21 protein-coding genes are annotated in these 20,226 nt (G+C 73.2%); 15 read left to right on the forward strand and 6 right to left on the reverse strand.

Going from position 1 to position 20,226, the window contains the following annotated elements; all coding sequences use genetic code 11:
- On the forward strand, positions 1-751 hold a 751-nt coding region (locus tag ABD323_RS22120; RefSeq protein ID WP_344443604.1), incomplete at its 5' end, for a ferritin-like domain-containing protein.
- 117 nt (positions 752-868) lie between these two features.
- Positions 869-1,261 carry a hypothetical protein gene (locus tag ABD323_RS22125; protein WP_344443605.1) on the forward strand — a complete coding sequence of 131 codons (393 nt, stop codon included), beginning with the start codon at positions 869-871 and terminating at the stop codon, positions 1,259-1,261.
- A 34-nt stretch (positions 1,262-1,295) separates the two neighbouring features.
- Here ABD323_RS22125 and ABD323_RS22130 read toward each other — a convergent pair whose 3' ends face one another.
- Complete coding sequence (locus tag ABD323_RS22130) at positions 1,296-2,957, reverse strand: DEAD/DEAH box helicase (protein WP_344443607.1); 1,662 nt, start codon at positions 2,955-2,957, stop codon at positions 1,296-1,298.
- Between the two features lie 369 nt (positions 2,958-3,326).
- Complete coding sequence (locus ABD323_RS22135) at positions 3,327-3,530, reverse strand: cold-shock protein (RefSeq protein WP_030918248.1); 204 nt, start codon at positions 3,528-3,530, stop codon at positions 3,327-3,329.
- Positions 3,531-4,083: 553 nt separating this feature from the next.
- On the opposite strand from ABD323_RS22135, the gene ABD323_RS22140 reads away from it, so the two are divergent.
- From ABD323_RS22140 to ABD323_RS22175, 8 genes are all read left to right on the forward strand, one after another.
- Positions 4,084-4,374 carry a helix-turn-helix domain-containing protein gene (locus ABD323_RS22140; RefSeq protein ID WP_344443608.1) on the forward strand — a complete coding sequence of 97 codons (291 nt, stop codon included), beginning with the start codon at positions 4,084-4,086 and terminating at the stop codon, positions 4,372-4,374.
- A gap of 9 nt (positions 4,375-4,383) precedes the next feature.
- Entirely contained in the window at positions 4,384-5,835 is a 1,452-nt protein-coding gene (locus ABD323_RS22145; protein ID WP_344443609.1) for an MFS transporter, read from the forward strand.
- A 70-nt stretch (positions 5,836-5,905) separates the two neighbouring features.
- Positions 5,906-6,205 (forward strand): NIPSNAP family protein, encoded by a 300-nt coding sequence (locus ABD323_RS22150; protein WP_344443610.1) that lies wholly within the window; start codon positions 5,906-5,908, stop codon positions 6,203-6,205.
- A 96-nt stretch (positions 6,206-6,301) separates the two neighbouring features.
- Positions 6,302-7,300: a formyltransferase family protein gene (locus ABD323_RS22155; RefSeq protein ID WP_344443612.1), complete on the forward strand. Its 999-nt coding sequence runs from the start codon at positions 6,302-6,304 to the stop codon at positions 7,298-7,300.
- Positions 7,301-7,363: 63 nt separating this feature from the next.
- Positions 7,364-8,131 carry an ArsR/SmtB family transcription factor gene (locus ABD323_RS22160; RefSeq protein ID WP_344443613.1) on the forward strand — a complete coding sequence of 256 codons (768 nt, stop codon included), beginning with the start codon at positions 7,364-7,366 and terminating at the stop codon, positions 8,129-8,131.
- A 16-nt stretch (positions 8,132-8,147) separates the two neighbouring features.
- Positions 8,148-8,942 (forward strand): maleylpyruvate isomerase family mycothiol-dependent enzyme, encoded by a 795-nt coding sequence (locus ABD323_RS22165; RefSeq protein WP_344443614.1) that lies wholly within the window; start codon positions 8,148-8,150, stop codon positions 8,940-8,942.
- A gap of 19 nt (positions 8,943-8,961) precedes the next feature.
- Positions 8,962-9,837: an isocitrate lyase/PEP mutase family protein gene (locus ABD323_RS22170; RefSeq protein ID WP_344443639.1), complete on the forward strand. Its 876-nt coding sequence runs from the start codon at positions 8,962-8,964 to the stop codon at positions 9,835-9,837.
- Positions 9,838-9,847: 10 nt separating this feature from the next.
- Positions 9,848-10,207: a DUF3303 family protein gene (locus tag ABD323_RS22175; RefSeq protein ID WP_344443615.1), complete on the forward strand. Its 360-nt coding sequence runs from the start codon at positions 9,848-9,850 to the stop codon at positions 10,205-10,207.
- Here ABD323_RS22175 and ABD323_RS22180 read toward each other — a convergent pair.
- Positions 10,195-11,085 (reverse strand): LysR family transcriptional regulator, encoded by an 891-nt coding sequence (locus ABD323_RS22180; RefSeq protein ID WP_344443617.1) that lies wholly within the window; start codon positions 11,083-11,085, stop codon positions 10,195-10,197. The genes ABD323_RS22175 and ABD323_RS22180 overlap by 13 nt on opposite strands.
- Before the next feature lie 208 nt (positions 11,086-11,293).
- Between ABD323_RS22180 and ABD323_RS22185 the strand changes: the two genes are divergently transcribed.
- The 4 genes from ABD323_RS22185 to ABD323_RS22200 all read left to right on the forward strand — a co-directional run bounded on the left by ABD323_RS22185 (position 11,294) and on the right by ABD323_RS22200 (position 16,972).
- A complete protein-coding gene (locus tag ABD323_RS22185) occupies positions 11,294-12,913 on the forward strand; it encodes an aminotransferase-like domain-containing protein (protein WP_344443618.1) in 1,620 nt (539 codons plus the stop codon).
- A 181-nt stretch (positions 12,914-13,094) separates the two neighbouring features.
- Positions 13,095-13,979: a ThiF family adenylyltransferase gene (locus ABD323_RS22190; protein ID WP_344443619.1), complete on the forward strand. Its 885-nt coding sequence runs from the start codon at positions 13,095-13,097 to the stop codon at positions 13,977-13,979.
- Positions 13,980-14,873, forward strand: a complete 894-nt coding sequence (locus tag ABD323_RS22195; RefSeq protein ID WP_344443620.1) for an aspartate/ornithine carbamoyltransferase family protein — start codon at positions 13,980-13,982, stop codon at positions 14,871-14,873. It abuts the gene before it with no gap.
- 152 nt (positions 14,874-15,025) lie between these two features.
- Entirely contained in the window at positions 15,026-16,972 is a 1,947-nt protein-coding gene (locus ABD323_RS22200) for an FAD/NAD(P)-binding protein (protein WP_344443641.1), read from the forward strand.
- A 68-nt stretch (positions 16,973-17,040) separates the two neighbouring features.
- Here the strand turns inward: ABD323_RS22200 and ABD323_RS22205 are convergent, their stop codons facing one another.
- The 3 genes from ABD323_RS22205 to ABD323_RS22215 all read right to left on the reverse strand — a co-directional run bounded on the left by ABD323_RS22205 (position 17,041) and on the right by ABD323_RS22215 (position 19,581).
- Positions 17,041-17,598: an SRPBCC family protein gene (locus ABD323_RS22205; RefSeq protein WP_344443621.1), complete on the reverse strand. Its 558-nt coding sequence runs from the start codon at positions 17,596-17,598 to the stop codon at positions 17,041-17,043.
- Positions 17,595-18,134 carry a gamma carbonic anhydrase family protein gene (locus ABD323_RS22210; protein WP_344443623.1) on the reverse strand — a complete coding sequence of 180 codons (540 nt, stop codon included), beginning with the start codon at positions 18,132-18,134 and terminating at the stop codon, positions 17,595-17,597. The genes ABD323_RS22205 and ABD323_RS22210 overlap by 4 nt, the downstream gene beginning before the upstream one ends.
- Before the next feature lie 193 nt (positions 18,135-18,327).
- The gene (locus ABD323_RS22215; RefSeq protein ID WP_344443625.1) at positions 18,328-19,581 is read right to left on the reverse strand and encodes a CopD family protein; all 1,254 of its coding nucleotides are present in this window, start codon (positions 19,579-19,581) and stop codon (positions 18,328-18,330) included.
- Between the two features lie 234 nt (positions 19,582-19,815).
- On the opposite strand from ABD323_RS22215, the gene ABD323_RS22220 reads away from it, so the two are divergent.
- Positions 19,816-20,226, forward strand: a 411-nt coding sequence (locus ABD323_RS22220; RefSeq protein WP_344443626.1) for a phosphotransferase, incomplete at its 3' end; no start/stop codon positions are given.

Here is a 20,226-nt window from a genome sequence, read left to right on the forward strand (position 1 = left end):
GGCCGCGGTGCGGGCCGCGGCGCGCGCCCCGGCGGGGGAGGTCCGCGGGGGCGAGGGCGGCGCGGTGGCGGTGGACGCCGGGCGTCGGCGCTTCCTGCTGGGCGCCGGCGAGGTGGCCGCGGCGCTGACCCTGGCGGCCTGCTCCTCCAGCGCCTCCCCCGGCAAGGGCGCCGCGCCCTCGACCCCCGCGGTCCCCTCCGGCGGCGCGTCGGGCGCCTCGGCGGGCAGCTCGGCCGGTGGCGGGCAGTACACCGGTGACCTGAAGGTCGTGGCGCTGGCCGTCGCGCTGGAGAACCAGGCCGTGGGCGCCTACCAGGCGGCCCTGGACGCGGCCAAGGCCGGCAAGCTCGGCACGGTGCCCCCGGCGGTGGCCACCTTCGTGACCACCGCGATGGGCCAACACGCCGACCACGCCAAGGCCTGGAACGCCGTGCTGACCGGCGCCGGCAAGCCGGCCATCATGGACGTGCCGCTCTCCAACCAGCCCGCCACGCTGGCCGCGCTCGCACAGGCCGCCACCGTCGGTGACGTCGCCCGGCTCGCCCTGATGCTGGAGGACCAGGCCGCCCAGACCTACCTGTTCGCGACCTACAACGTCACCAGCCCCGCCGGCATCGCCACCGCCGCCTCGATCGCCCCCGTCGAGGCCATGCACGCCGCCATCCTCCACTACGTCCTGGGCCAGTACCCGGTCCCCGACGACTTCCTGCCCGTCGACAAGGCCGCCAGTCCCACCCTGCTGACCGTCTGAGCGGCGCGTTCGACCCGGTGCGGGCCCGGGTGGGCGACGGGCGCGCCTGCGGCGCCGGGCGGCGAGGGGTGGTGCGGGCTTCGGGTGGAGCGGTGGGAGGCACTATCCTCTGGACTCATGTCGAACCCCGATGGGCTGCTCGTCGACATCGCCGCGACGGTGGAGTCCGAGCACAGCAATCAGATGCCTCTCACCGTGGTCGTCCCGGGGGCGGTCATCACCGGCCGGCTCGCACCGGAGAGCCTGTGGCGGGAACGGGTCGCCGAGGTCCTGGAGGCCTCGGAGCACCTGAAACCGTTCGCGGCGCTCTTCGCGGCCCCCGGGGCCGGCGACCACCCGACGACGGCCCCCGACCCCGGGCCGGCCACCCGGCCCACCCACCTGCACCTGCACGTCGCCCGGATCCTGCAGGGCAGTTTCGGCCTGCCGCACACCGGCGGCATGTACCGCATCGCCATCGCCGACGTCAGCAGCTGGACCGTCGGGGACCTCAGCTACTCCGACCAGTGACCCGCTCACGGTGCGGACCCGACGGCCCGCGGCGTCACGCCGCGAGCGAGACGCGCCCCGACCCGCCGCCGCGCGGGCCCGAACCGCCGCGACCGGCGTAGGGGCGGCGGTTGCGGTTGCGCGAGGCCGAGGGGCTGCGGCGCGGGCGCTCCACCACCGGGTCGGCCACCACGACGGCCACCCCGGTGGGCACCCGCGCACCGGTGATGCGCGCGAGCTCCTCGTCCGTGGAGCGCACCGAGACCGAGTTGGGGGTCAGCTCGGCGGCGGCCATCATGCGGGCCATCTCACGGCGCTGGTTGGGCAGCACCAGGGTGACCACGGTGCCGGACTCGCCGGCCCGGGCGGTGCGCCCGCCGCGGTGCAGGTAGTCCTTGTGGTCGCTCGGCGGGTCGATGTTGACGACCAGGTCCAGCCCGTCGATGTGGATCCCGCGGGCCGCGACGTTGGTCGCGATCAGCGCGGTCACCTGTCCCTGGCGGAACTGCTCCAGGGTGCGGGTGCGCTGCGGCTGCGACTTGCCGCCGTGCAGCGCCGCCGCCTTGACGCCGTTGGCGAGCAGGTCCGCCACCAGGCGGTCCGCGCCGTGCTTGGTGTCGGTGAACATGATCACGCCGCCGTCGCGGGAGGCGATGTGGGCGATCGTCGCGTTCTTGTCGTGGTTCTGCACGTGCAGCAGGTGGTGCTCCATCGTGCTGACGGTGGCGGCCGTCGGGTCCACCGAGTGCACCACCGGGTCGCTCAGGAAGCGGCGCACCAGGCGGTCGACGTTGCGGTCCAGCGTCGCGGAGAAGAGCATCGTCTGCCCGCCCTCGGCGACCTGCTCCAGCAGCTCGGTGACCTGCGGCATGAAGCCCATGTCGGCCATCTGGTCGGCCTCGTCGAGCACGGTGACGTCGACGCCGTCCAGTTGGCAGTCGCCGCGCTGGATCAGGTCGCGCAGCCGGCCGGGGGTGGCGACCACGACCTCCGCCCCGCGGTTGAGCGCCACCGCCTGGCGGCCGATCGACATCCCGCCGACCACGGTCGCCAGCCGCAGCCGCACCGAGTGGGCGTAGGGGGTCAGCGCGTCGGTCACCTGCTGCGCCAGCTCCCGGGTGGGCACCAGCACCAGTGCCAGCGGCCGGCGCGGCTCGGCCCGGCGGCCGGCGGTACGGGCCAGCAGGGCCAGGCCGAAGGCGATGGTCTTGCCCGAGCCGGTGCGGCCGCGGCCCAGCACGTCACGGCCGGCCAGCGTGTTGGGCAGCGTCGCGGCCTGGATCGGGAACGGCGCGGTCACGCCCTGCCGGCCCAGCGTCGCGAGCAGCGCGGCGGGCATGTCGAGCTCGGCGAACGACTCGACCGCCGGCAGCGCCGGGGTCACGGTCACCGGCAGGGCGAACTCACCCTGGACCGACGAGCGCTGGCGACCACCCGAGCCGAACGAGCGCTGCCCGCCGGAGGGGCGCGAGCCGTAGCCCGAACCACCCGAACGGGAGCCGTAGTTCGAGCCTCCGGAGCGCGAGCCGTAGCCCGAGCCCGAACCGGAGCCCGAACCGCCCGAGCGGGAGCTGTACTCGGACCCGCCGGAGCGCGAGCCGGAACCGGCCCCGCCCGAACGGGAGCCGTAACCCGAACCGCCCGAACCGCCGGAGCGGGAGCCGGCGCCGGAGCGGGAGTTGGCGTTCTGGTAGGACGAACGACTGGATCGGTTCATGCGGAGGAGCCTTCCTCGGAGCGGCGCGTCACGAGGCAGGTTCCGCGGCGCAAGGCAGCGCGGAAATCGCACGAACGAGCCAGAAGTGTGAAGAGCGGGGCGTGGACGGAAGAACCGTGCGGCACGTCACCGGAGTCGGCACTCACCGGATGGAGTGCCGGACGTCTCGAACCGTGGGGACCCACGGCGGGGAGCCGATCCGGGCGCGGCGCGCTGCGTCTCGCGCCCGGACGGCCGCCGGTGGCACGACCCGCGGGCCCTGGGGACCACGGGGCCGGAGCCGGTCCCGGCGGAAATGCCGAGGGGCCCGCACCGTGCGTGTACGCGGTGCGGGCCCCTGCTGCGTGGCAGGTGCCTTCGCAGGTCAAACTAGAGCGGACGAATGTTCTCGGCCTGCGGGCCCTTCTGGCCCTGCGTGACGTCGAACTCGACCTTCTGGCCCTCGAGCAGCTCGCGGAAGCCGTTGGCGTTGATGTTCGAGTAGTGGGCGAAGACGTCCGGGCCGCCACCCTCCTGCTCGATGAAGCCGAAGCCCTTTTCCGCGTTGAACCACTTCACAGTGCCATTAGCCATAGAAAAATCTCCTTCAAGGGGCTGACCGGCGCCCGCCGTGTGCGGGGCCGCGTCGCCGCGATGATGACCCACCCGGAAAGACCGGGGAAACAGAAAATGCGCCTGCGTCAGAACCAGCAGGCGCACACAAAAGTTCATGGGAACCACAACTGCAACTACGACGACTGTAGCAGGCCGCCGGCCCCGGTGGGAGGTGCGGCGTCCGCGGCCCGCTCCCGCGGCGGCCGCGGCACCGCGGCGGCAGGGCGTGGCCCGGGCGCGGTCGACCGGGCGCGGCGGGGCCGGCGGAGGCGCTCGGGGCGCGGGGCGCGTGCGGTCGGCGGTGGCGCAGGTCGGGTCGGGCTCGGCGGGGCCGGTCGAATTCCCGGCGCGCGTCGCCGTCCATCAGCGGCTATGCGTCCGGCGCATAGACGGTCCGGGGACGACGCTTCCCACCCACTTCCACGGAAATCTAGGATCGGCCCGCGGCGCGAAACGCATTGTATGACGGTCTGAGCGGCGCGCCGCCTTTTCTCGGAGGACCAGTCGCGATCGACCGAAAGGCTCGCCTGCTATGTCCACGGCCATCTCCCGCCGCCGGGTCCACCGGCGCGCGAACCCCGCCGAGCTCAACGCCCACGAGGCCCGGGTCGCCAGGTTGGTGGCCTCGGGCGCGTCGAACCGGTGCGTGGGGGAAATCCTCGGTGTGTCCACCAGAGCGGTCGAACACCACCTGACCCGGGTCTACCGGAAGCTGTGGATTTCCGGGCGCGATCAACTCCGATTCGCACTGGAGGACGAAATGGGGTCGGGCGTTCCGGATAACGCCGACGATTCGACCGGAGTCGAATCATTTCGACCCTAGGGTCGGGGCATGTCTACCGGACAGCAGGAATCCACCGGCACGCAGCCGGTGATCGGACGGCAGGCCGCCGGCGCGGCGGCCGCAGCAGTGGTCATGCGGCCGGGTGTGACGCTGATGGCCACCTGCCTGGGGTTGTTCCTCGGGCAGGTGGACACCACCGCGATCAACCTCGCGCTGCCGGCCATCCGGCACGACCTGGCGGGCGACCTCGGGAGCATGCAGTGGGTGGTGGACGCCTACAACGTGACGTTCGCCGCGCTGCTGCTGACCGGGGGCACCCTCGGGGACCGCTTCGGACGGCGCCGGCTCTTCCGGTGCGGGGTGACGGTCTTCGTGCTGGGCTCGCTGCTCTGCGCGGTGGCGGGCGACCTGCCGCTGCTGCTGGGCGGTCGGGTGCTGCAGGGCATGGGCTCGGGGATGATGCTGCCGCAGAGCCTGGCGATCCTGGCCACCGCCTTCCCCGGGCGGCGCGAGCGCAACAGGGCGATGGCCGCCTGGTCGATCGTGGCCGGCACCGGCCTGGCCGCGGGACCCACGCTGGGCGGGCTGGTGGTCCAGACGCTGGGGTGGAGCTTCATCTTCTGGGTCAACATCCCGCTGGGCCTGGCCGCCCTCCTGCTGACCTTCCGGCACGTGCCGGAGTCGCGGAACCCGCAGGCCCGCACGCTCGACCTGCCGGGGCAGCTGCTGGCGGCCGTCACGCTCGGGACGCTGACCTTCCTCGCCGTCGACGGCCACCACCTCGGCTGGACGTCGGCCACCACGCTGGGCTGCGCCGCCCTCTGCGCGGCGGGGCTGGCGGGCTTCCTGTGGGCGGAGCGCCGGCATCCCAGTCCGATGCTGCCGCTCTCCCTGCTGCGGCGCGGCCAGTTACCGGTGGCCAGCATCGTGGCGATGTGCATGACCTTCGGGATGTACGGGCTGTTCATGCTGATCAGCCTGGCGTTCCAGCAGGAGCGCGGGACCTCCGCGCTGATGGCGGGCGTCGAGATGCTGCCCCTGCCCGTCGTCTTCACCCTGCTGTCCCCGACCGTGGGACGACTGGTGACCCGGCACGGTCCACGCCTGCCGATGACGGCGGGGATGACGCTGATGGGGTCGGGGCTGCTGATCTACGCGCTGGCCGGGCCGGATGCCGACCTCGCCGTCACCGAGCTCGCCTTCGTGGTCGTGGGCATCGGGCTGGCGCTCAACACCGGACCGGTGGTCGGGGTCGCGGTCTCGGCCGTGGCACCCGAGTACGCCGGGCTCGCCTCGGGCATCGCCAACCTCTCCCGGATGTTCGGCGCCACCCTCGGGGTGGCGGTGCAGGGGACCGTGCTCGCCGTGGTGGGCCGCGGCGCGAGCCACGGGCCGCAGTTCGTCAGCGGGCTGCGCGCGGCGATCCTCGTGGGGTGCGCGGTGGAGTTCCTCGGGGCGCTGGTGGCCTTCTGGGGCGTGGCGCGGGTGCGAACCCGCTGAGGAGACATCCGGAGCAGAGAGATCCATGGAAGACAGTCCGCTGAAGACAGTCCGACTAAGGATGACCGCAATGATCACGTGTTGCATCCAGTACACCCTCGACCCGCACCAGCTGGACGCGTTCGAGAAGTACGCGGCCGCCTGGCCCTCGATCATCGAGCGCAACGGCGGCGACCTCGTCGGGTACTACCTCCCCAAGGAGGGTGCCAACGACTTCGCGCTGGCACTGATCAACTTCGCCAACCTGGCCGAGTACGAGAAGTACCGCGCCCGGCTGGCCGAGGACCCGGACGCCCAGGCGAACCTGGCGCACGCGCGCCGCACCCGCTGCATCCTGGCCGAGCGGCGGAGCTTCCTGCGCCTGGTCTGAGCGACTCGCGCGGAAAACGCCGAGGGGTACCGCACCACGAACATCGCGCTGAATTTCTCTTCGCGGATCGGGCACCGCGACATCGAGAGGACACTCATGCAGGTCAAGCAGGCGACCCTGCGCAACCCGGTGGGACGGGCCAGACACCTCAAGATCGCGATCATCATGGGCAGCGACGTCACCTCCCACCTCATCGTCAACCGGCTGCTCGGTGTGCTGCAGGCGGCGAACGTCTCCTTCGTGCTCTGCCTCACCCGCAGCAGGGCGAGCGCCCGGCGACCACTCGCCCTGCGCCAGCTCTTCTTCGTCGAACACACGCTCCTCCAGGACCACGCCTACCCCTACATCGACGCCTACGCCGACCCGGCCGCCGGCCGGCTCAACACCCCGGACGGCTGGAAGCGGCTGCGGCTGCCGAACGTCGAGGTGCGGCAGGTGGAGGACGTCAACGCGCCGGAGTTCGTCAGCGGCCTGCGCACCGCCGGCATCGACCTGGCCGTCTCGGTGCGCTGCTACCAGAAGTTCCAGCCGCCGATCCTCCAGGCGCTCGGCGGGCCGGACTCCGGCTCACTCTTCGTCAACCTGCACCCCGGGCTGCTTCCCGAGTACCGCGGCGTCAACACCTTCCTGCGCTCCATGCAGGAAGGCGCCCCGGAGGCCGGCTTCACCCTGCACCACCTCGAACCGGACTGGGACACCGGGCCGGTGATCGGGCAGGCCCGCTTCCCGCTGAGCTACGCCCGCTCGGTGCACGAGAACATGCTGGCCCACGTGACCGACGCGGCGAGTCTGATCCTGCGGCTGGTGCTCCGGCTCGCCGGCGGTCACGACGTGCCGGCCCGCAGCCAGGACCACAGCGCGGCACGGTACTTCAGCCATCCGACCGAGGGCGAGCTGGAGGAGCTGCGCGATCGCGGGATAGCGGTCTTCCGGGCCTCCAGCGTGGTCGACGCGCTGACCGACGCGTTCTTCGGCGCGCTGCCGGACGCCGCCGGCCTGCGCGCGGTGCTCACCGCCGCGCTGGCGGAGGCGGGCATCCCCTACGACCACCCGCGTGGGCCGCGCGCTCCGGCGGTGCTGGTCGGCGAGCATTGAGTTCCACCCGGTCGCCGACCGCTCACCCGGTCAGCGACCGACCACACGGCAGGAAGAGGGACCATGCGGGATCTGGACGCCGGTGCCACCGGACTCCTGGGCGACGCCGAAATCTCCGAGATCGGCTCGCTGTTGGCCGACCGGGCGCGCTGCCGGGTGCTGATGGCCCTCAACGACGGGCGCGCGCTGCCCGCCAGCGTGCTGGCCGACGAGGCCGGCATCACCCGCTCCACCGCCAGCAGCCACCTGGGCAAGCTGGCGGACGCGGGACTGCTGCGGGTGGAGACCCACGGCCGGCACCGCTACTACCGGCTCGCCGGGCCGCAGGTGGGCGAGTTGCTGGAGACGCTGATCCGGATGGCACCGGCCCGTCCGGTCCGCTCGCTGCGCGACGGCAACCGCGCCGCCCGGCTGCGCCAGGCGCGCACCTGCTACGACCACCTGGCCGGCCGGCTGGGGGTCGAGATCATGGCCGGCCTGATCGGGCAGGGCCATCTGGAGGGCGGCGACGGGGTCTTCCACCCGGAGCAGGCCGAGCACGACCAGGTCCGCGGCTACGGCAGCGACCTGGAGTACACCCTGACGCCGTCCGGTGAGGCCTTCCTGGCCGATCTGGGCGTGCAGATGGCCGGGGGGAAGCGGCGGTTCATCCGCTACTGCGTCGACTGGAGCGAGCAACGCCACCACCTGGCCGGTGCGTTGGGCCGCGGGCTGCTGGAGCGCTTCCTGGCGGCCCAGTGGGTCTTCCGGCAGGAGCGGGGGCGGATGCTGCGGGTCACCGACCAGGGCCGCGACGTCCTTCTCGAACGGTTTCACCTCACCTGGCAGTAAAGGAGCACCTGGGACCATGAGCGACACGGCACCCGCCACCACGGCGGTCCTCCCCGACAGCGGCCGACCGCCGGAGGTGGCGGCCTTCCTCGACCTGCTGGACACCGCCCGCCCCGACGCGCTGACCGCCTGCCCCGGGCGGACCGTCCACCTGATCACCGCGCACATCATCGGCAACTACGCCGAGATCACCCGGCACGTCGACGCCTACCTCAAGGGCGATCCGCTCGCCCGCACCCGCACCTTCGACGAGCGCGAGCCGGAGTTCCGCAGACTTCCCGCCACCGCCCTGATGGCGGCGATCGCCGAGGGCGAGCAGCGGATGCGCCGCAGCCTCGGGGAGCTCCTCGACAAGGAGGAGGATCCGGTGCTGCGCTGGACCGGCCGCCAGGTGCACGCCGCGGGGTTCCTCAAGCACAGCCGCAGCGAGTGCGCGGTGCACCGCTGGGACATCGGCGGCGACGACGCGCTCGGCGACCGGTTGCTCTCCCAGCAGGAACTCCTCGAACACGTGGTCTCGTTCATCGGACCGCTGCCGATGACCGCCCGCGGGATGGCCACCGGCGCGGGCACCGGCCGCCCCTTCCAGGCGCGGCTGCGCTCGCCGGGGCAGCCGGACCTGGTGGTCCGGGTCCACGACGGCCCGCAGTTCGCGCTGGCCGAGCCCGAGGGCGAGGCACTGATCGAAGGCGACGCGGCCGCGCGGCTGCTCTTCCTGTGGGGGCGGCGCGCCACGCCGTTCCACCGGCTGACCTGCCGGGGATCCGCGGAGGAGCTGTCCCGGCTGCAGTGGCTGCTCTCCGGGTACTGAGGTGGACGCGTTGCGCGCCATGGCGCGGCACTTCCAGGGCCTCCACCAGGCACCGGGGATCCTGGTCCTGGCCAACGTCTGGGACGTGGGCAGCGCCGTCCTGGTCTCCCGGCTGCCGGGCGTCCGGGCGCTGGCCACCACCAGCGCCGGCATGGCCGCGGTGCACGGGCTGGCGGACGGCGAGCGGCTCAGTGTCGACCAACTGCTGGCGACACTCGCGGTGCTGACCCGTTCGGTGGACCTTCCCGTCAGTGTCGACCTCGAGTCGGGCTACGGCCAGCACGCCCGCGACGTGGCCGACACGGTGGCCTCGGTCATCGAGCTCGGTGCGGTCGGGGTGAACCTGGAGGACGGTCTGCCGGACGAGGCGGGGCTGTCCCCTCTGACCGTCCACGCCGAGCGCATCGCGGCGGCGCGGGCCGCCGCGGACCAGGCGGGCGTGCCGATCGTGGTCAACGCCCGCACCGACACCTACTGGAAGGGCGGCGGACCGGCCGAGCGGCGGTTCTTGGACACGGTGCGGCGGCTGAGTGCCTACCAGGAGGCGGGTGCGGACTGCGTCTTCGTGCCCGGCTTCCCGCCGATCGGCCTCAAGGCCGAGCAACAGCGAAGGATGATCGGCGAGTTGGTCGCCGCCACCGACGGCGTCCCGGTCAACCTGCTGCTGCGGCCGGACCTTCTGCCCATCGCCGAGCTGAGCCGGCTGGGCGTGCGACGGGTCTCGGTCGGCTCGGCCGTCTACCGGCTGGCGATGGCGTCGGTGCGCGAGGCCGTCACCGCGCTGCTCTCCTCCGGGCAGCCGGCCGTGCTCGGCGCCGCGGAGCAACTGTCCTACCGCGACCTGGCCGCCGCCCTGGCGGGCCCGGGCGCGGACCTGACCACCCACGAGGGATGAGGTACTTCCGATGCTGTGGTACTGCGCCTACCGAGCCCGCCCGCAGATACGCACGACCGACCTCGCCCGGCGGTTCCTGCGCCGGCACGACGCGGGGAGCAACCAGCCCTCGCAGTTGCGGGGCTGGTTCGTCTTCCCGAGCGGATCCGCCGGTTTCGTGCTGATCGAGGTGGACACGCCCAGGGAACTGGCCACACTCCTCGACCCCTACGCCAGGATCGTGGAATGGCAGGTCGAGGCACTGACCGAAATGAACTACAACCAGGTGCTCGAGGAATTGCGCCGGGCCGCGCGCAGGGCAGCGGAATTGGACCTGGCGGCCGGAGTCGCGCCCGCGGAAGTGGCCGGCCTGGTCCGTCACGGCGGATAGGCGTAGGCCGGACACTCCGCGGATCGGGCGGCCCGCACGAAGGCTCCCACCAGGGGGTGGCTGCCCTGCCGGGGATAGGCGAGACGGACCGGTACCAACGGCGCGCCGCGCAGCGGGATGAATCGCACCGCGGGGTGGGCGACCCGGTGCACGGCGATTCCGGGCACCACCCCGATTCCCCGCCCCGCGGCCACCGTCTCCAGCCACTCGTCGAAGTTCTTGCACACGCTGGAGGCGGTGGGCCGGGAATGCTCCGGCCACTGGTCGGGATGCGTGGTGCCGCTGACCACGTTGACCACCAGTGGGTGGTGCACCAACTCCGGCCAGGCGATGCTCGGCTGGCCGGCGAGCGGCGAGAGGTGGCTGACCGCGACCACCCGGCGCTCGTAGAAGAGCAGCACGCTCTCCAGACCGGGCGGCGCGTTGCCGCGCACCACGGCCACGTCGACCAGGCCGCGGTCCACCCCGGCCAACGCCTCGTCGTGGCGGATGAGTTCGATGCGTCCCTCGGTGGCCGCCTCGAAGAGCGTGAGGGCCTCCTGGGCCCAGAGGTCGGGCAGCAGCCAGGCGAAACCCAGGCGCAGCGGCTGAATACCCCCGTGGAACTGGAGGGCGGAATGGAGATCCTGCAACAGCCGGTCCAGCGTGGCCTTGAGGTGCTCGCCCTCCACGGTCAGCGTGACGCCCCGGGTGGTTCGACTGAGTAATCGGGCACCGACGCTCTTCTCCAGGGCGTCCACCGCCCGGGAGAGACTCGACTGGCTGACGCAGAGTCGCTGGGCGGCCCGGGTGAAGGAGAGTTCCTCGGCGACCGCGACGAAACCGCGTAAATGTCTGAACTCAATTTTGCCGGCGGCGAGCGCGGCATGGGATTTCACGGGATAACTCCCCCCAGGGGGTTCACGGTCTGCTTCGTCCCGCGCGTAAGCGGCCCTCGGACGGCTCTATCTGCGACCGTAACATGGGCGGCACGCTCGAACAACAGACCACAGGCGGGCGTTGCGAAAGCCCAACTGCGTTAACATTTGCGGAACTTCGTATTCCCATCGACCGTATGCCGCGCTGCGTGTACCCGGGGTGGTCCCCATGCGTACCAAAGGCCAAGAGCCGGCGTCCAACCGGGTCTTCCCGAACTCGGGCGGCCTGCTGCCCGAGCGCGATCTCGTCGTGCGGGAGGGTGACGAGGAACCGCTCTACCACCAGATCTACACCCAACTGCGGCATCTGATCGTCCGCAGCGGCCGGTTGCCGCCGGGTACCCGACTGCCGTCCTCCCGCGTCCTGGCCGGCGCGCTCGGCGTCTCACGGAACACCGTACTGCTCGCCTACCAGCGGCTGCAGGAGGACGGGCACGTGCAGGGCCGGGCGGGCGGTGGCACGTTGGTCAGCGGGCCGCCCGCCCGGGCCACGCCCGCCGGCCTGACGCCGGGCGGCGCCACCCCGGGCGCCGGCACGGTCGGCGGCGCTACGGCCGGTGGCGGCGCGGTGATCAGGCGGCCCGTCCGCTCCCAGCGACGTTCCCCCGCAGCCGCGTTCCCGCTCGACGTGCCGCCGCTCGACCTCTTCCCCGTGCAGCTGTGGACGACCCTGACGAGCCGTCGGCTGCGACTGTCGGGCGAGCGCCTGCTGCTCGGCACCGACCGGCTGGGGCTGCCGGCCCTGCGGGTCGCGATCGCCGCCTTCCTCGGCGTGACCCGGGGCATCGCGTGCGCGCCCGAGCAGGTCGTGGTCACCCGTGGCATCGAGGCCGGGCTCGAACTGGTGGCCCGCAGCGTGCTGGACGCGGGCGATCCGGTCTGGTGCGAGGACCCGGGGGACCCGCGACTGCGCGAACTGCTCTCCTGGCACGGCGCCAAGCCCTGCGCCGTGCCGGTCGACGGCGCCGGGCTGGACATCGCCGCCGGGGTGCGGCAGGCCCCGCACGCACGCCTGGCGGTGCTCTCCGCCGCTCACCAACTGCCGCTCGGCGCCGAGCTGTCGGCCGCCCGCCGCGCGGCGCTGCTGCGGCACGCGGACCGGCAGGGCATGTGGATCGTGGACGTCGAACGGGACGGCCCGTTCCTGGGACCCCGAGCCGCCCGGCCGCTGTGGAGCGAGGACACCGGCGGCCGGGTGATCCAGCTGGGCGGCTTCAACTCCCTGCTGTTCCCGCAGATCCAGTGCGGTTTCTGCGTGCTGCCACCCGAACTCCTGGACCGGGTGGACCGGGTGGCCGGCGGCACCGACAGCGGCGCCTCCGCGATCACCCAGGCGGCCCTCGCGGACTTCCTGGACCACCACCGGTTCGCCGCCTTCCTGCACCGCGGCGCCCAGGCGTGCGCCGGCCGGCGCCTGGCCCTGCTCGACACCCTACGCCAACTCGGCTTGGATGAGCACGATGTGATGGGCCATCAGCAGGGTGGGAGCTTTCTCTCGGTGCTGCTGCCCGGCGCCGGAGCCGCCCACCCCGGGCTGCGCGACCCGAGCCGGCCCTGGCCTCCCCGGCCGACCCGGGTTCCTCCTACGGCCGGCGGGCCGGCAACGGCCGCCGGGCACCCGTTGGCGGCGCCGGCCCGGCTGGGGCGGTACGCCTTCCGACGACCCGAGTTGGACGGCTTCGTGCTGGGCTACGCCTCACTGCGCGAGGAGCAGGTGCCCGGCGCCGTCCGCGCCTGGGCACCGCTGCTCGCCGCCGGCTCCCGAGTGCCCGGCCGCCTCGCCGGCTGACCCCACCCACTCCCCCACCCCCGGCCCGCCCGCAGCCAACTCGCCGCACGCGTCTCCGACTTGGCTCCGAAGCCAGGTCCCGGTTGGACCTGTCCGCCCCCGCCGTCAGCACGGACTCTGGGATTGCGCACGGCAACTGGGGTCGGCTTCGGCCGCGACACGGACAGGAAAGGGAGACCCGATGCCTTCGAACTCCTTCTACAGCTTCCCGAGCGAGTACGACGAGGACCTCTACCGGGCCCGGGTGGCCCGGAACCTGGGATGGCTCGGCGACACCGAGGACGAGGCCCGCCGGCGGCAGACCACCCTGCGCGACACCGTGGTCGGGGTGGCCGGCTGCGGCGGGATCGGCGGGTCGATGGTCGACCGGCTGGCCCGCCTGGGCGTGCTGAAGCTGCGCATCGCCGACCTGGACACCTTCGAGTACTCCAACATCAACCGCCAGCTGGGCGCCGGGTTCTCCACCATCGGCAAGAGCAAGGCCGAGGTGGTGGCCGACGAGGTCCACCGGATGGCTCCCGACGTGGCGATCGACGTCTTCACCGCCGGGATCACCGACGAGAGCGCGGACGCGTTTCTGGAGGGCTGCGACTACGTGCTCGACGAGATCGAGCCGTACGAGTTCAAGGCCAGGTACGCCCTGCACCGCGCCTTCCGCCGCTCCGAGACCTGCCGCTTCATGATGACCGCCCACGTGTACGGCAACCGGACCTTCCTGTGGAAGTGGACCCGCGACTCCATGCCGTTGGAGGAGCTGCTCACCGTGCCCGAGGACGCCGAGATGTCCCCCGAGGTCGCCGAGCAGCTGATGAACCGGCTGATCCCCGAGTGGCCGACCTGGCCGGCCAGCAGCATGCAGCGGCACTGGCTGATCGAGAACGCGACCTGCCCGATCATCCCCGGCGCGCCGCCGATGGCCCAGGGGCTGCTGCTGGACCGGCTGATGCTGGAGATCACCGGCATCTCGCAGCTCGGCGACACCCTGGAGTTCCCGGTCTCGCCCGGCTACGCGATGGTGGACTCGCGGACCTGGACGGCGAAGACCGTCTCGGGCAGGTGGTGGTAGATGGCGCGGACACCGGGCGCCGCCGACCGCGGGCCCGGTGGCGCCTTCGCCGGGCGGCACGTGCTGTCGATGCGCCAGTACACCCGGCAGGACCTGGAGTTGCTCTTCCACACCGCCGACCGGATGGCCGCGCTGCTGCGCCGCCGGGCGGTCGGGCGCCCGCTGGACGGCCGGGTGCTGATGACGGCCTTCTTCGAACCCAGCACCCGCACCCGGCTGGTCCACGAGAGCGCCATGCTCCGGCTGGGCGGCGCCGTCTCCGGCTTCGCCGACCCCTCGGTCACCCGCTCCGGCGGGAGCACCAACGAGTCGGACGGCGACATCGTGCGGATGCTCGACAGCTACGCGGACGTCCTGGTGGTGCGCCACCCCAGGACCGGACAACCGGCGGAACTGGCCCGGCAGTTGGGCGAGGCACTGCTGATCAACGCCGGTGACGGCACCGGTGAGCACCCAACCCAGGCGATGGTGGACCTCTACACGCTGCGCCGCCGGTTCGGCTCCGTCGACGGGCTGCGCGTGCTGGTGGTGAACGACCTGCGGATGCGCTGCGTCAACTCGCTGCTGCTGGGGCTGCGGCTCTACGACTGCGAGGTCTTCCTGGACGGCGGTGACCTGCTGGAGCTGCTGCCCAAGGTGGACGTGCTCTACTCCTCCCCCACCGTCTCGGTGCCCCGGGAGGCCGGCCCCGAGCAGCCGCCACGACCGGTGGCGATCGACCGCCGGCTGCTGGAGCGGCACGCCGGAGAACGTCTGGCGGTGCTCCACCCGCTGCCGCGCGGCGGCGAGTTGGCCACCGACGTGGACGACACCCCGTTCAACGCCTACTGGGAGCAGGCGGCCCACGGCGTGGCGGTCCGGATGGCCCTGCTCAAGCTCATGTTCGAGGCCTGAGCGGGCCCCGGAGCGCAGTGAACGACACCCGCACACCCCGTTGCCGCGCCGCCGCCGGGCCGAACCCGGCCGGGCGGCGCGGCAACGGCTCCGATCGCGGCGGCCGGGTTGCCCACGGTTGCCCGGCACTCGAAGAAGTGGAGGTCATCGCAGTGGAATCGAGTAGTTTACGGATCTGCGTCGTCGGTGCCGGGCCGCGCGGACTCTCGGTCCTGGAGCGGATCTGCGCCAACGAGCGCAAGTCCGCCGCGCACTCGGCGGTCGTCGTGCACCTGGTCGATCCCTCGCCGCCCGGGCCCGGCCGGGTCTGGCGCATCGCGCAGTCGACCCGGTTGCTGATGAACACCGTGGCCTCGCAGATCACCGTGTACACCGACGACACGGTGGAGATGGAGGGTCCGGTCGAGACCGGTCCCAGCCTGCACGAGTGGGCGCGCTCGCTGCTCGCGGCCCCCGCGCCGGCGGCCGGCAGCGGGCGCAGCCGGACCGTCCTCGCGGAGCTGGCCGCGCTGGGACCCGACTCGTACCCCTCCCGGTCCCTGTACGGGCACTACCTGACGGACGCCTTCCAGCAGATCGTGGCCGGCGCGCCGCAGCACGTCAGCGTCCGGGTGCACCGCTCGCGGGCGGCCACGCTGGACACCGTGGACGGCGCCCAGCAGCTCGGCCTACAGGACGGCACCCTGCTGACCGGCCTGGACGCGGTGGTGCTGGCCCAGGGCCACGTGCCGGCCCTGCCGACCCGTGCGGAGAGGGAACTGGGCCGCGCCGCCGAGCGGTTGGGTCTGCTGTACGTGCCGCCCGCGAACCCCGCGGACGTGGACCTGTCGGTGATCGCGCCGGGGCAGCCGGTCCTGCTGCGCGGGCTCGGGCTCAACTTCTTCGACCACATGACCCTGCTGACGGTGGGCCGCGGCGGCCGCTTCGAGCCGGGCGAGGAGGGGCTGGTCTACCGGCCCTCCGGCCGCGAACCCGTGCTGTACGCGGGCTCCCGGCGCGGCATCCCGTACCACGCCCGCGGCGAGAACGAGAAGGGTGCCTCCGGCCGGCACCACCCCAGGCTGCTCACCCCGGAGGTGATCGCCCGGCTGCGACAGCGGGCCGAGGACGGCGACCAGGTGAGCTTCGGGGCGGACCTGTGGCCGCTGATCGCCAAGGAGGTGGAGAGCGTCTACTACGGCGCGCTGCTGGCCGCCGACGGGGAGGAGGAGGCGAAGGCGAAACGTTTCTCCCTGCGCTACACCGAGACCCGCACGCTTCGGGAGGAGGCCGCGCTGCTCGCCGAGTTCGGCATCGGGGCCGACCGCCGCTGGGACTGGGATCGGCTCGCGTTCCCCTACCAGGAGCGGGAGTTCGCCGACCGGCGGGCGTTCCACGCGTGGCTGCTCGGGTACCTGGCGCACGACGTGCGCGAGGCGCGGGCCGGCAACGTCAGCGGGCCGCTCAAGGCCGCCGTGGACGTGCTGCGCGACCTGCGCAACGAGATCCGCCTGGTGGTGGACCACGGCGGGCTCGAAGGGGCCTCGCACCGCGACGAGTTGGACGGCTGGTACACCCCGCTCAACGCCTTCCTGTCGATCGGCCCGCCGGCCTCGCGGATCGAGGAGCTGATCGCGCTCATCCGGGCCGGCGTGCTGGAGATCATCGGGCCCGGCACCCGGCTGGGCCTGGACGCCGACCGGGCGACCTTCACGGCGCACTCCCCGCGGGTGGGCGGCCCGCCCGTGACGGCCTCGGTGCTGATCGAGGCCCGGCTGCCGGAGCCGGACCTGCGGCGCACCGCGGATCCGCTGCTGGCCTACCTGCGGGCCACCGGGCAGTGCACCACCTACCGGATCGCGGCCAGCCTGGGGACCAGCCACGAGACCGGCGGGCTCGCGGTCACCGAACGCCCCTACCGGGTGATCGACGCCCAGGGGCTGGCCCACCCGCGGCGGTTCGCGGTCGGCGTGCCGACCGAGACGGTGCACTGGGTGACGGCCGCCGGGATCCGCCCGGGTGTCAACTCGGTCACCCTCGCCGACTCCGACGCGATCGCCCGCGCCCTGCTGGCGCTCACCCCGGTCCCCGGGCCGGTCGAGGCCCCCGAGCGCCGTTGAGCGGATGACGGCCGGGCGGCGCCGGACCGGGCCGTGCCCCGCGGGGGGGGGACGGCCCGGCCCGGCGGTCAGCCCTCGCGGCCGGCCGCCGGGGCCGCCCCCGTAGCGTCCGTCGCCGTCACGTCCGCAGCCGTCGCCGTCGCCGCCAGTCGGGCCAGGGTGGTGCGCATGCCGGCGCGGTTGACCTCGATCCGGCGCTCGGTGCCGGTCCCGGCGAAGAGCAGGCCCAGCACCCGGGCCAGACCGGCACCCCGCCCGGTCCGCAGGTCCTGCCACGACTCGGTGACCCGGGTGCCGGCCCCCTCGGACTCGAAGCGGTAGCGCCAGCGCGCGATGGGCAGGCCGAGGACCCCCACGTCGAACGCGAAGTCACCGGCCTCGCGCGCCGCGACCACCCGGCCGGTGGTGAGCCAGACGAAGGCTCCGCGCCGGTTGAACCCGACGAACCACGAGCCCGGTCGGGCGGGCGCTCCCGGCAGCCAGACCCGGCGGCACTCCGGGCTCCAGCGCCCCATGTTCCGCAGGTCGGCCACCAGGCGGTAGACGTCCGCCGGGGCGGCGTCCACCAGGATGCTCTCCTCCAGTGTGAGCGCCGGTCCCGGTCCGCTCACCGCTCGGTCCGTCACCGGCCCTGCCTCCCGTCGGCGACGGCGGCGTGCGCCTCGGCCAGCAACAGGTAGCCCTGGGCGTTCGCCTTGATGCCGGTGGCCTCCTCCTCGGTGAGCGGTCGCCTCACCCTGGCCGGCACCCCGGCCACCAGCGAACCGGGCGGCACCTCGGTGCCCTGCGTCACCACCGCGCCGGCCGCCACCAGGCTGCCCCGCCCGATCCGAGCACCGTTGAGCACCCGTGCCCCCATCCCGACCAGCGTGTCGTCCTCGACCACGCAGCCGTGCAGCACGGCGTTGTGACCCACCGTGACCCGCTCGCCGACCACCAGCGGGAAGCCCGGGTCGGCGTGCAGGGTGCAGTTGTCCTGGATGTTGGAGTCCGCGCCCACCGCTATCGTCTCGGCGTCGGCGCGCAGCACGGCCTGGTACCAGACGTTGGCCCGCGGCCCCAGCCGGACCGCGCCGACCACCACGGCCGTCGGCGCGACGAACGCGCTCGGATCCACCTCGGGCTCCAGCCCTCCCACGCCGGCGATCAGTGCTTCGGCCATGGCTCACCACTCCCTCTTCGCGCACCGGACGACCCTCGGGTCGAAACGGCCCTCACCCTACCTACCGGTAGCCTCCCCGCGCGTGGGGATCAGGGGTGCGAGACCGCGCCCGAGCGCAGCACCGGGGCGTCCCCCGCGCAGCGGCGGCCCGCACCTGCCGCGGCGGCGGGTGCGGGCCGGTGGGCGGCGGGCGTCAGCTCGTCGCGGGCACCGCCGGCACCGCGGGCTCCGGGGTCGCGCCGAGGGCCGAACGGCGGCGCCGGGCCAGCTGCCCGGACAGCCGGTAGCCGGCGCCCATGACGGCGATCACGGCGATCGTCTCGGCGGTACCCCAGCCCCAGGTGGAGGCGCTGACCTCCTTGGCGGGGAGCTTGGGCAGCTTCTTCGCCGGGATGGGGGTGGCGGACTGCTCGGCCACCTGCGCCTGGTACGCCTGGTTGCGGGCGGATCCGTGCAGGAAGGGGGCGACGAACAGCAGCGCCGTCCCGAGCAGGATCTCGACGGCGACCACCAGCGGGAACCTGCGCAGCAGCACGGTGAGCAGCGGGCGCTGGTCGCCCTCGTCGCGCAGCGCCTCGATCCGCGGGTGCAGCCAGAACTGGTTGAAGGCGCCGAGGAGCAGCAGGCCGCCGAAGATGAGGATCTTCACGCCGAGCACGCGGCCGTACATGGTGCTGGTCAGCTGGCCCAGCCCGTCCACGTGCTCCCAGTACAGGAAGAGGCCGGACAGCGTGATGGCCGCCACGCAGCTCATCGCCGCGACGGAGAAGCGCCGGATGGTGATCGACCAGAAGGCGCGCCGTTCGGCCGCGGGCACCGCGCCGGGCAGCGCGAGCAGCAGCAGCCCCGCCAGGCCGCCGAGCCAGACGGCGCCGCCCAGCAGGTGGAGCATCCAGATCAGCGTCTCGAAGCCGGTGCGCCCCCAGTCCGCGGGCGTCTTGGTGGGGAACCTGGTGGTGCCCAGCGCGACGGCGCCGGCCGCCAGCCCCGCACCCAGCAGCGAGCCGCGCCACCGGCCGGTCGCCACCGGACGCACCGTCATCGGACGCACTGCCAGCGGGGCGAGCAGGGCCGCGCCGACCAGGCAGAGGGTGACCTCCAGTCCGGACAGCCGGCCGGCGTTGCTGCCGTCGTAGAGCGAGTTCCAGGCCGCCGAGTAGTCGTAGCCCTCGCCGTGCGAGGCGCCGTGGGCCAGGTCGGTGAGGACCGCCGGGACGGCGAGCAGGCCGAGGACGGCGGCGGCCAGGGCCAGCCGGGAGGTGACCGCGCCGAGCGCGCCCGACGCCACGCGGGCGGCGGCCGGCACGGCGCAGAGGAGCGCCAGGGCGGTGACCCCGACGAAGCCCATCAGGGTGACCCAGGTGGCCCAGGCCACCGCGCTGTCCTCGAAGGATCCGAGCGGTGTCGAGGGTGCGGCCGCCGCCAGGGACGTCAGGGCATGGGGCATCAAAGGCGAGGGCACGTTGGCCTTCCTCACTCACGGGGGGGGTACGGGGACTTAGGTTAGCCATACCTAACTGATGGCGCAACAGCGCGCGCCTCTCCCCGGGATCCCCCGGCTGCCGTCAGCCCTCCGTGGTGAACTCCGCCATTCCGGCGTGGCGGTGGTGGTGAGCACGCATCCCGGGCAAGGCGGCAAAGCCGGTGCGTCAGTGCAACGCCGGCCCCTAGCATGCGGCGGGTGAGCCTTTTGCATCTCGGCGTGCCGCTCGGCCCGATGATTCGCGTCCACGGCGGGTTCGCCAACCGGATGTACCGCCTCGACACCGACCAAGGGTCTTTCGCGGTCAAGGAGTTGAACCTCGCCGACCGCCGCTGGCCCTATCGTCTCGAGGACGTGTTCCGCTTCGAGCGGGCGGCCTTCGCCGCCGGCATCCCGATGCCCGAGCCGGTCTGGGCCGACCGCTCCACGCTCGTGCACCGATGGGTCGAGGGGGAGAAGGTGCCGGAGGTACCGGTGTCGGCGGCGTACGCCTTCGAGATCGGTGAGATCCTCGCGCGCCTCCACGCCCTCGACGTCGCCTGGCCCCCTGGGTCGATCGAGGAGCCGACGGCACGGGACTGGCCCGAGCTCGCCGCCCAGGGGGCGGCG

The organism is Kitasatospora nipponensis, from assembly GCF_039528135.1.
GTDB classification, from domain to species: domain Bacteria; phylum Actinomycetota; class Actinomycetes; order Streptomycetales; family Streptomycetaceae; genus Kitasatospora; species Kitasatospora nipponensis.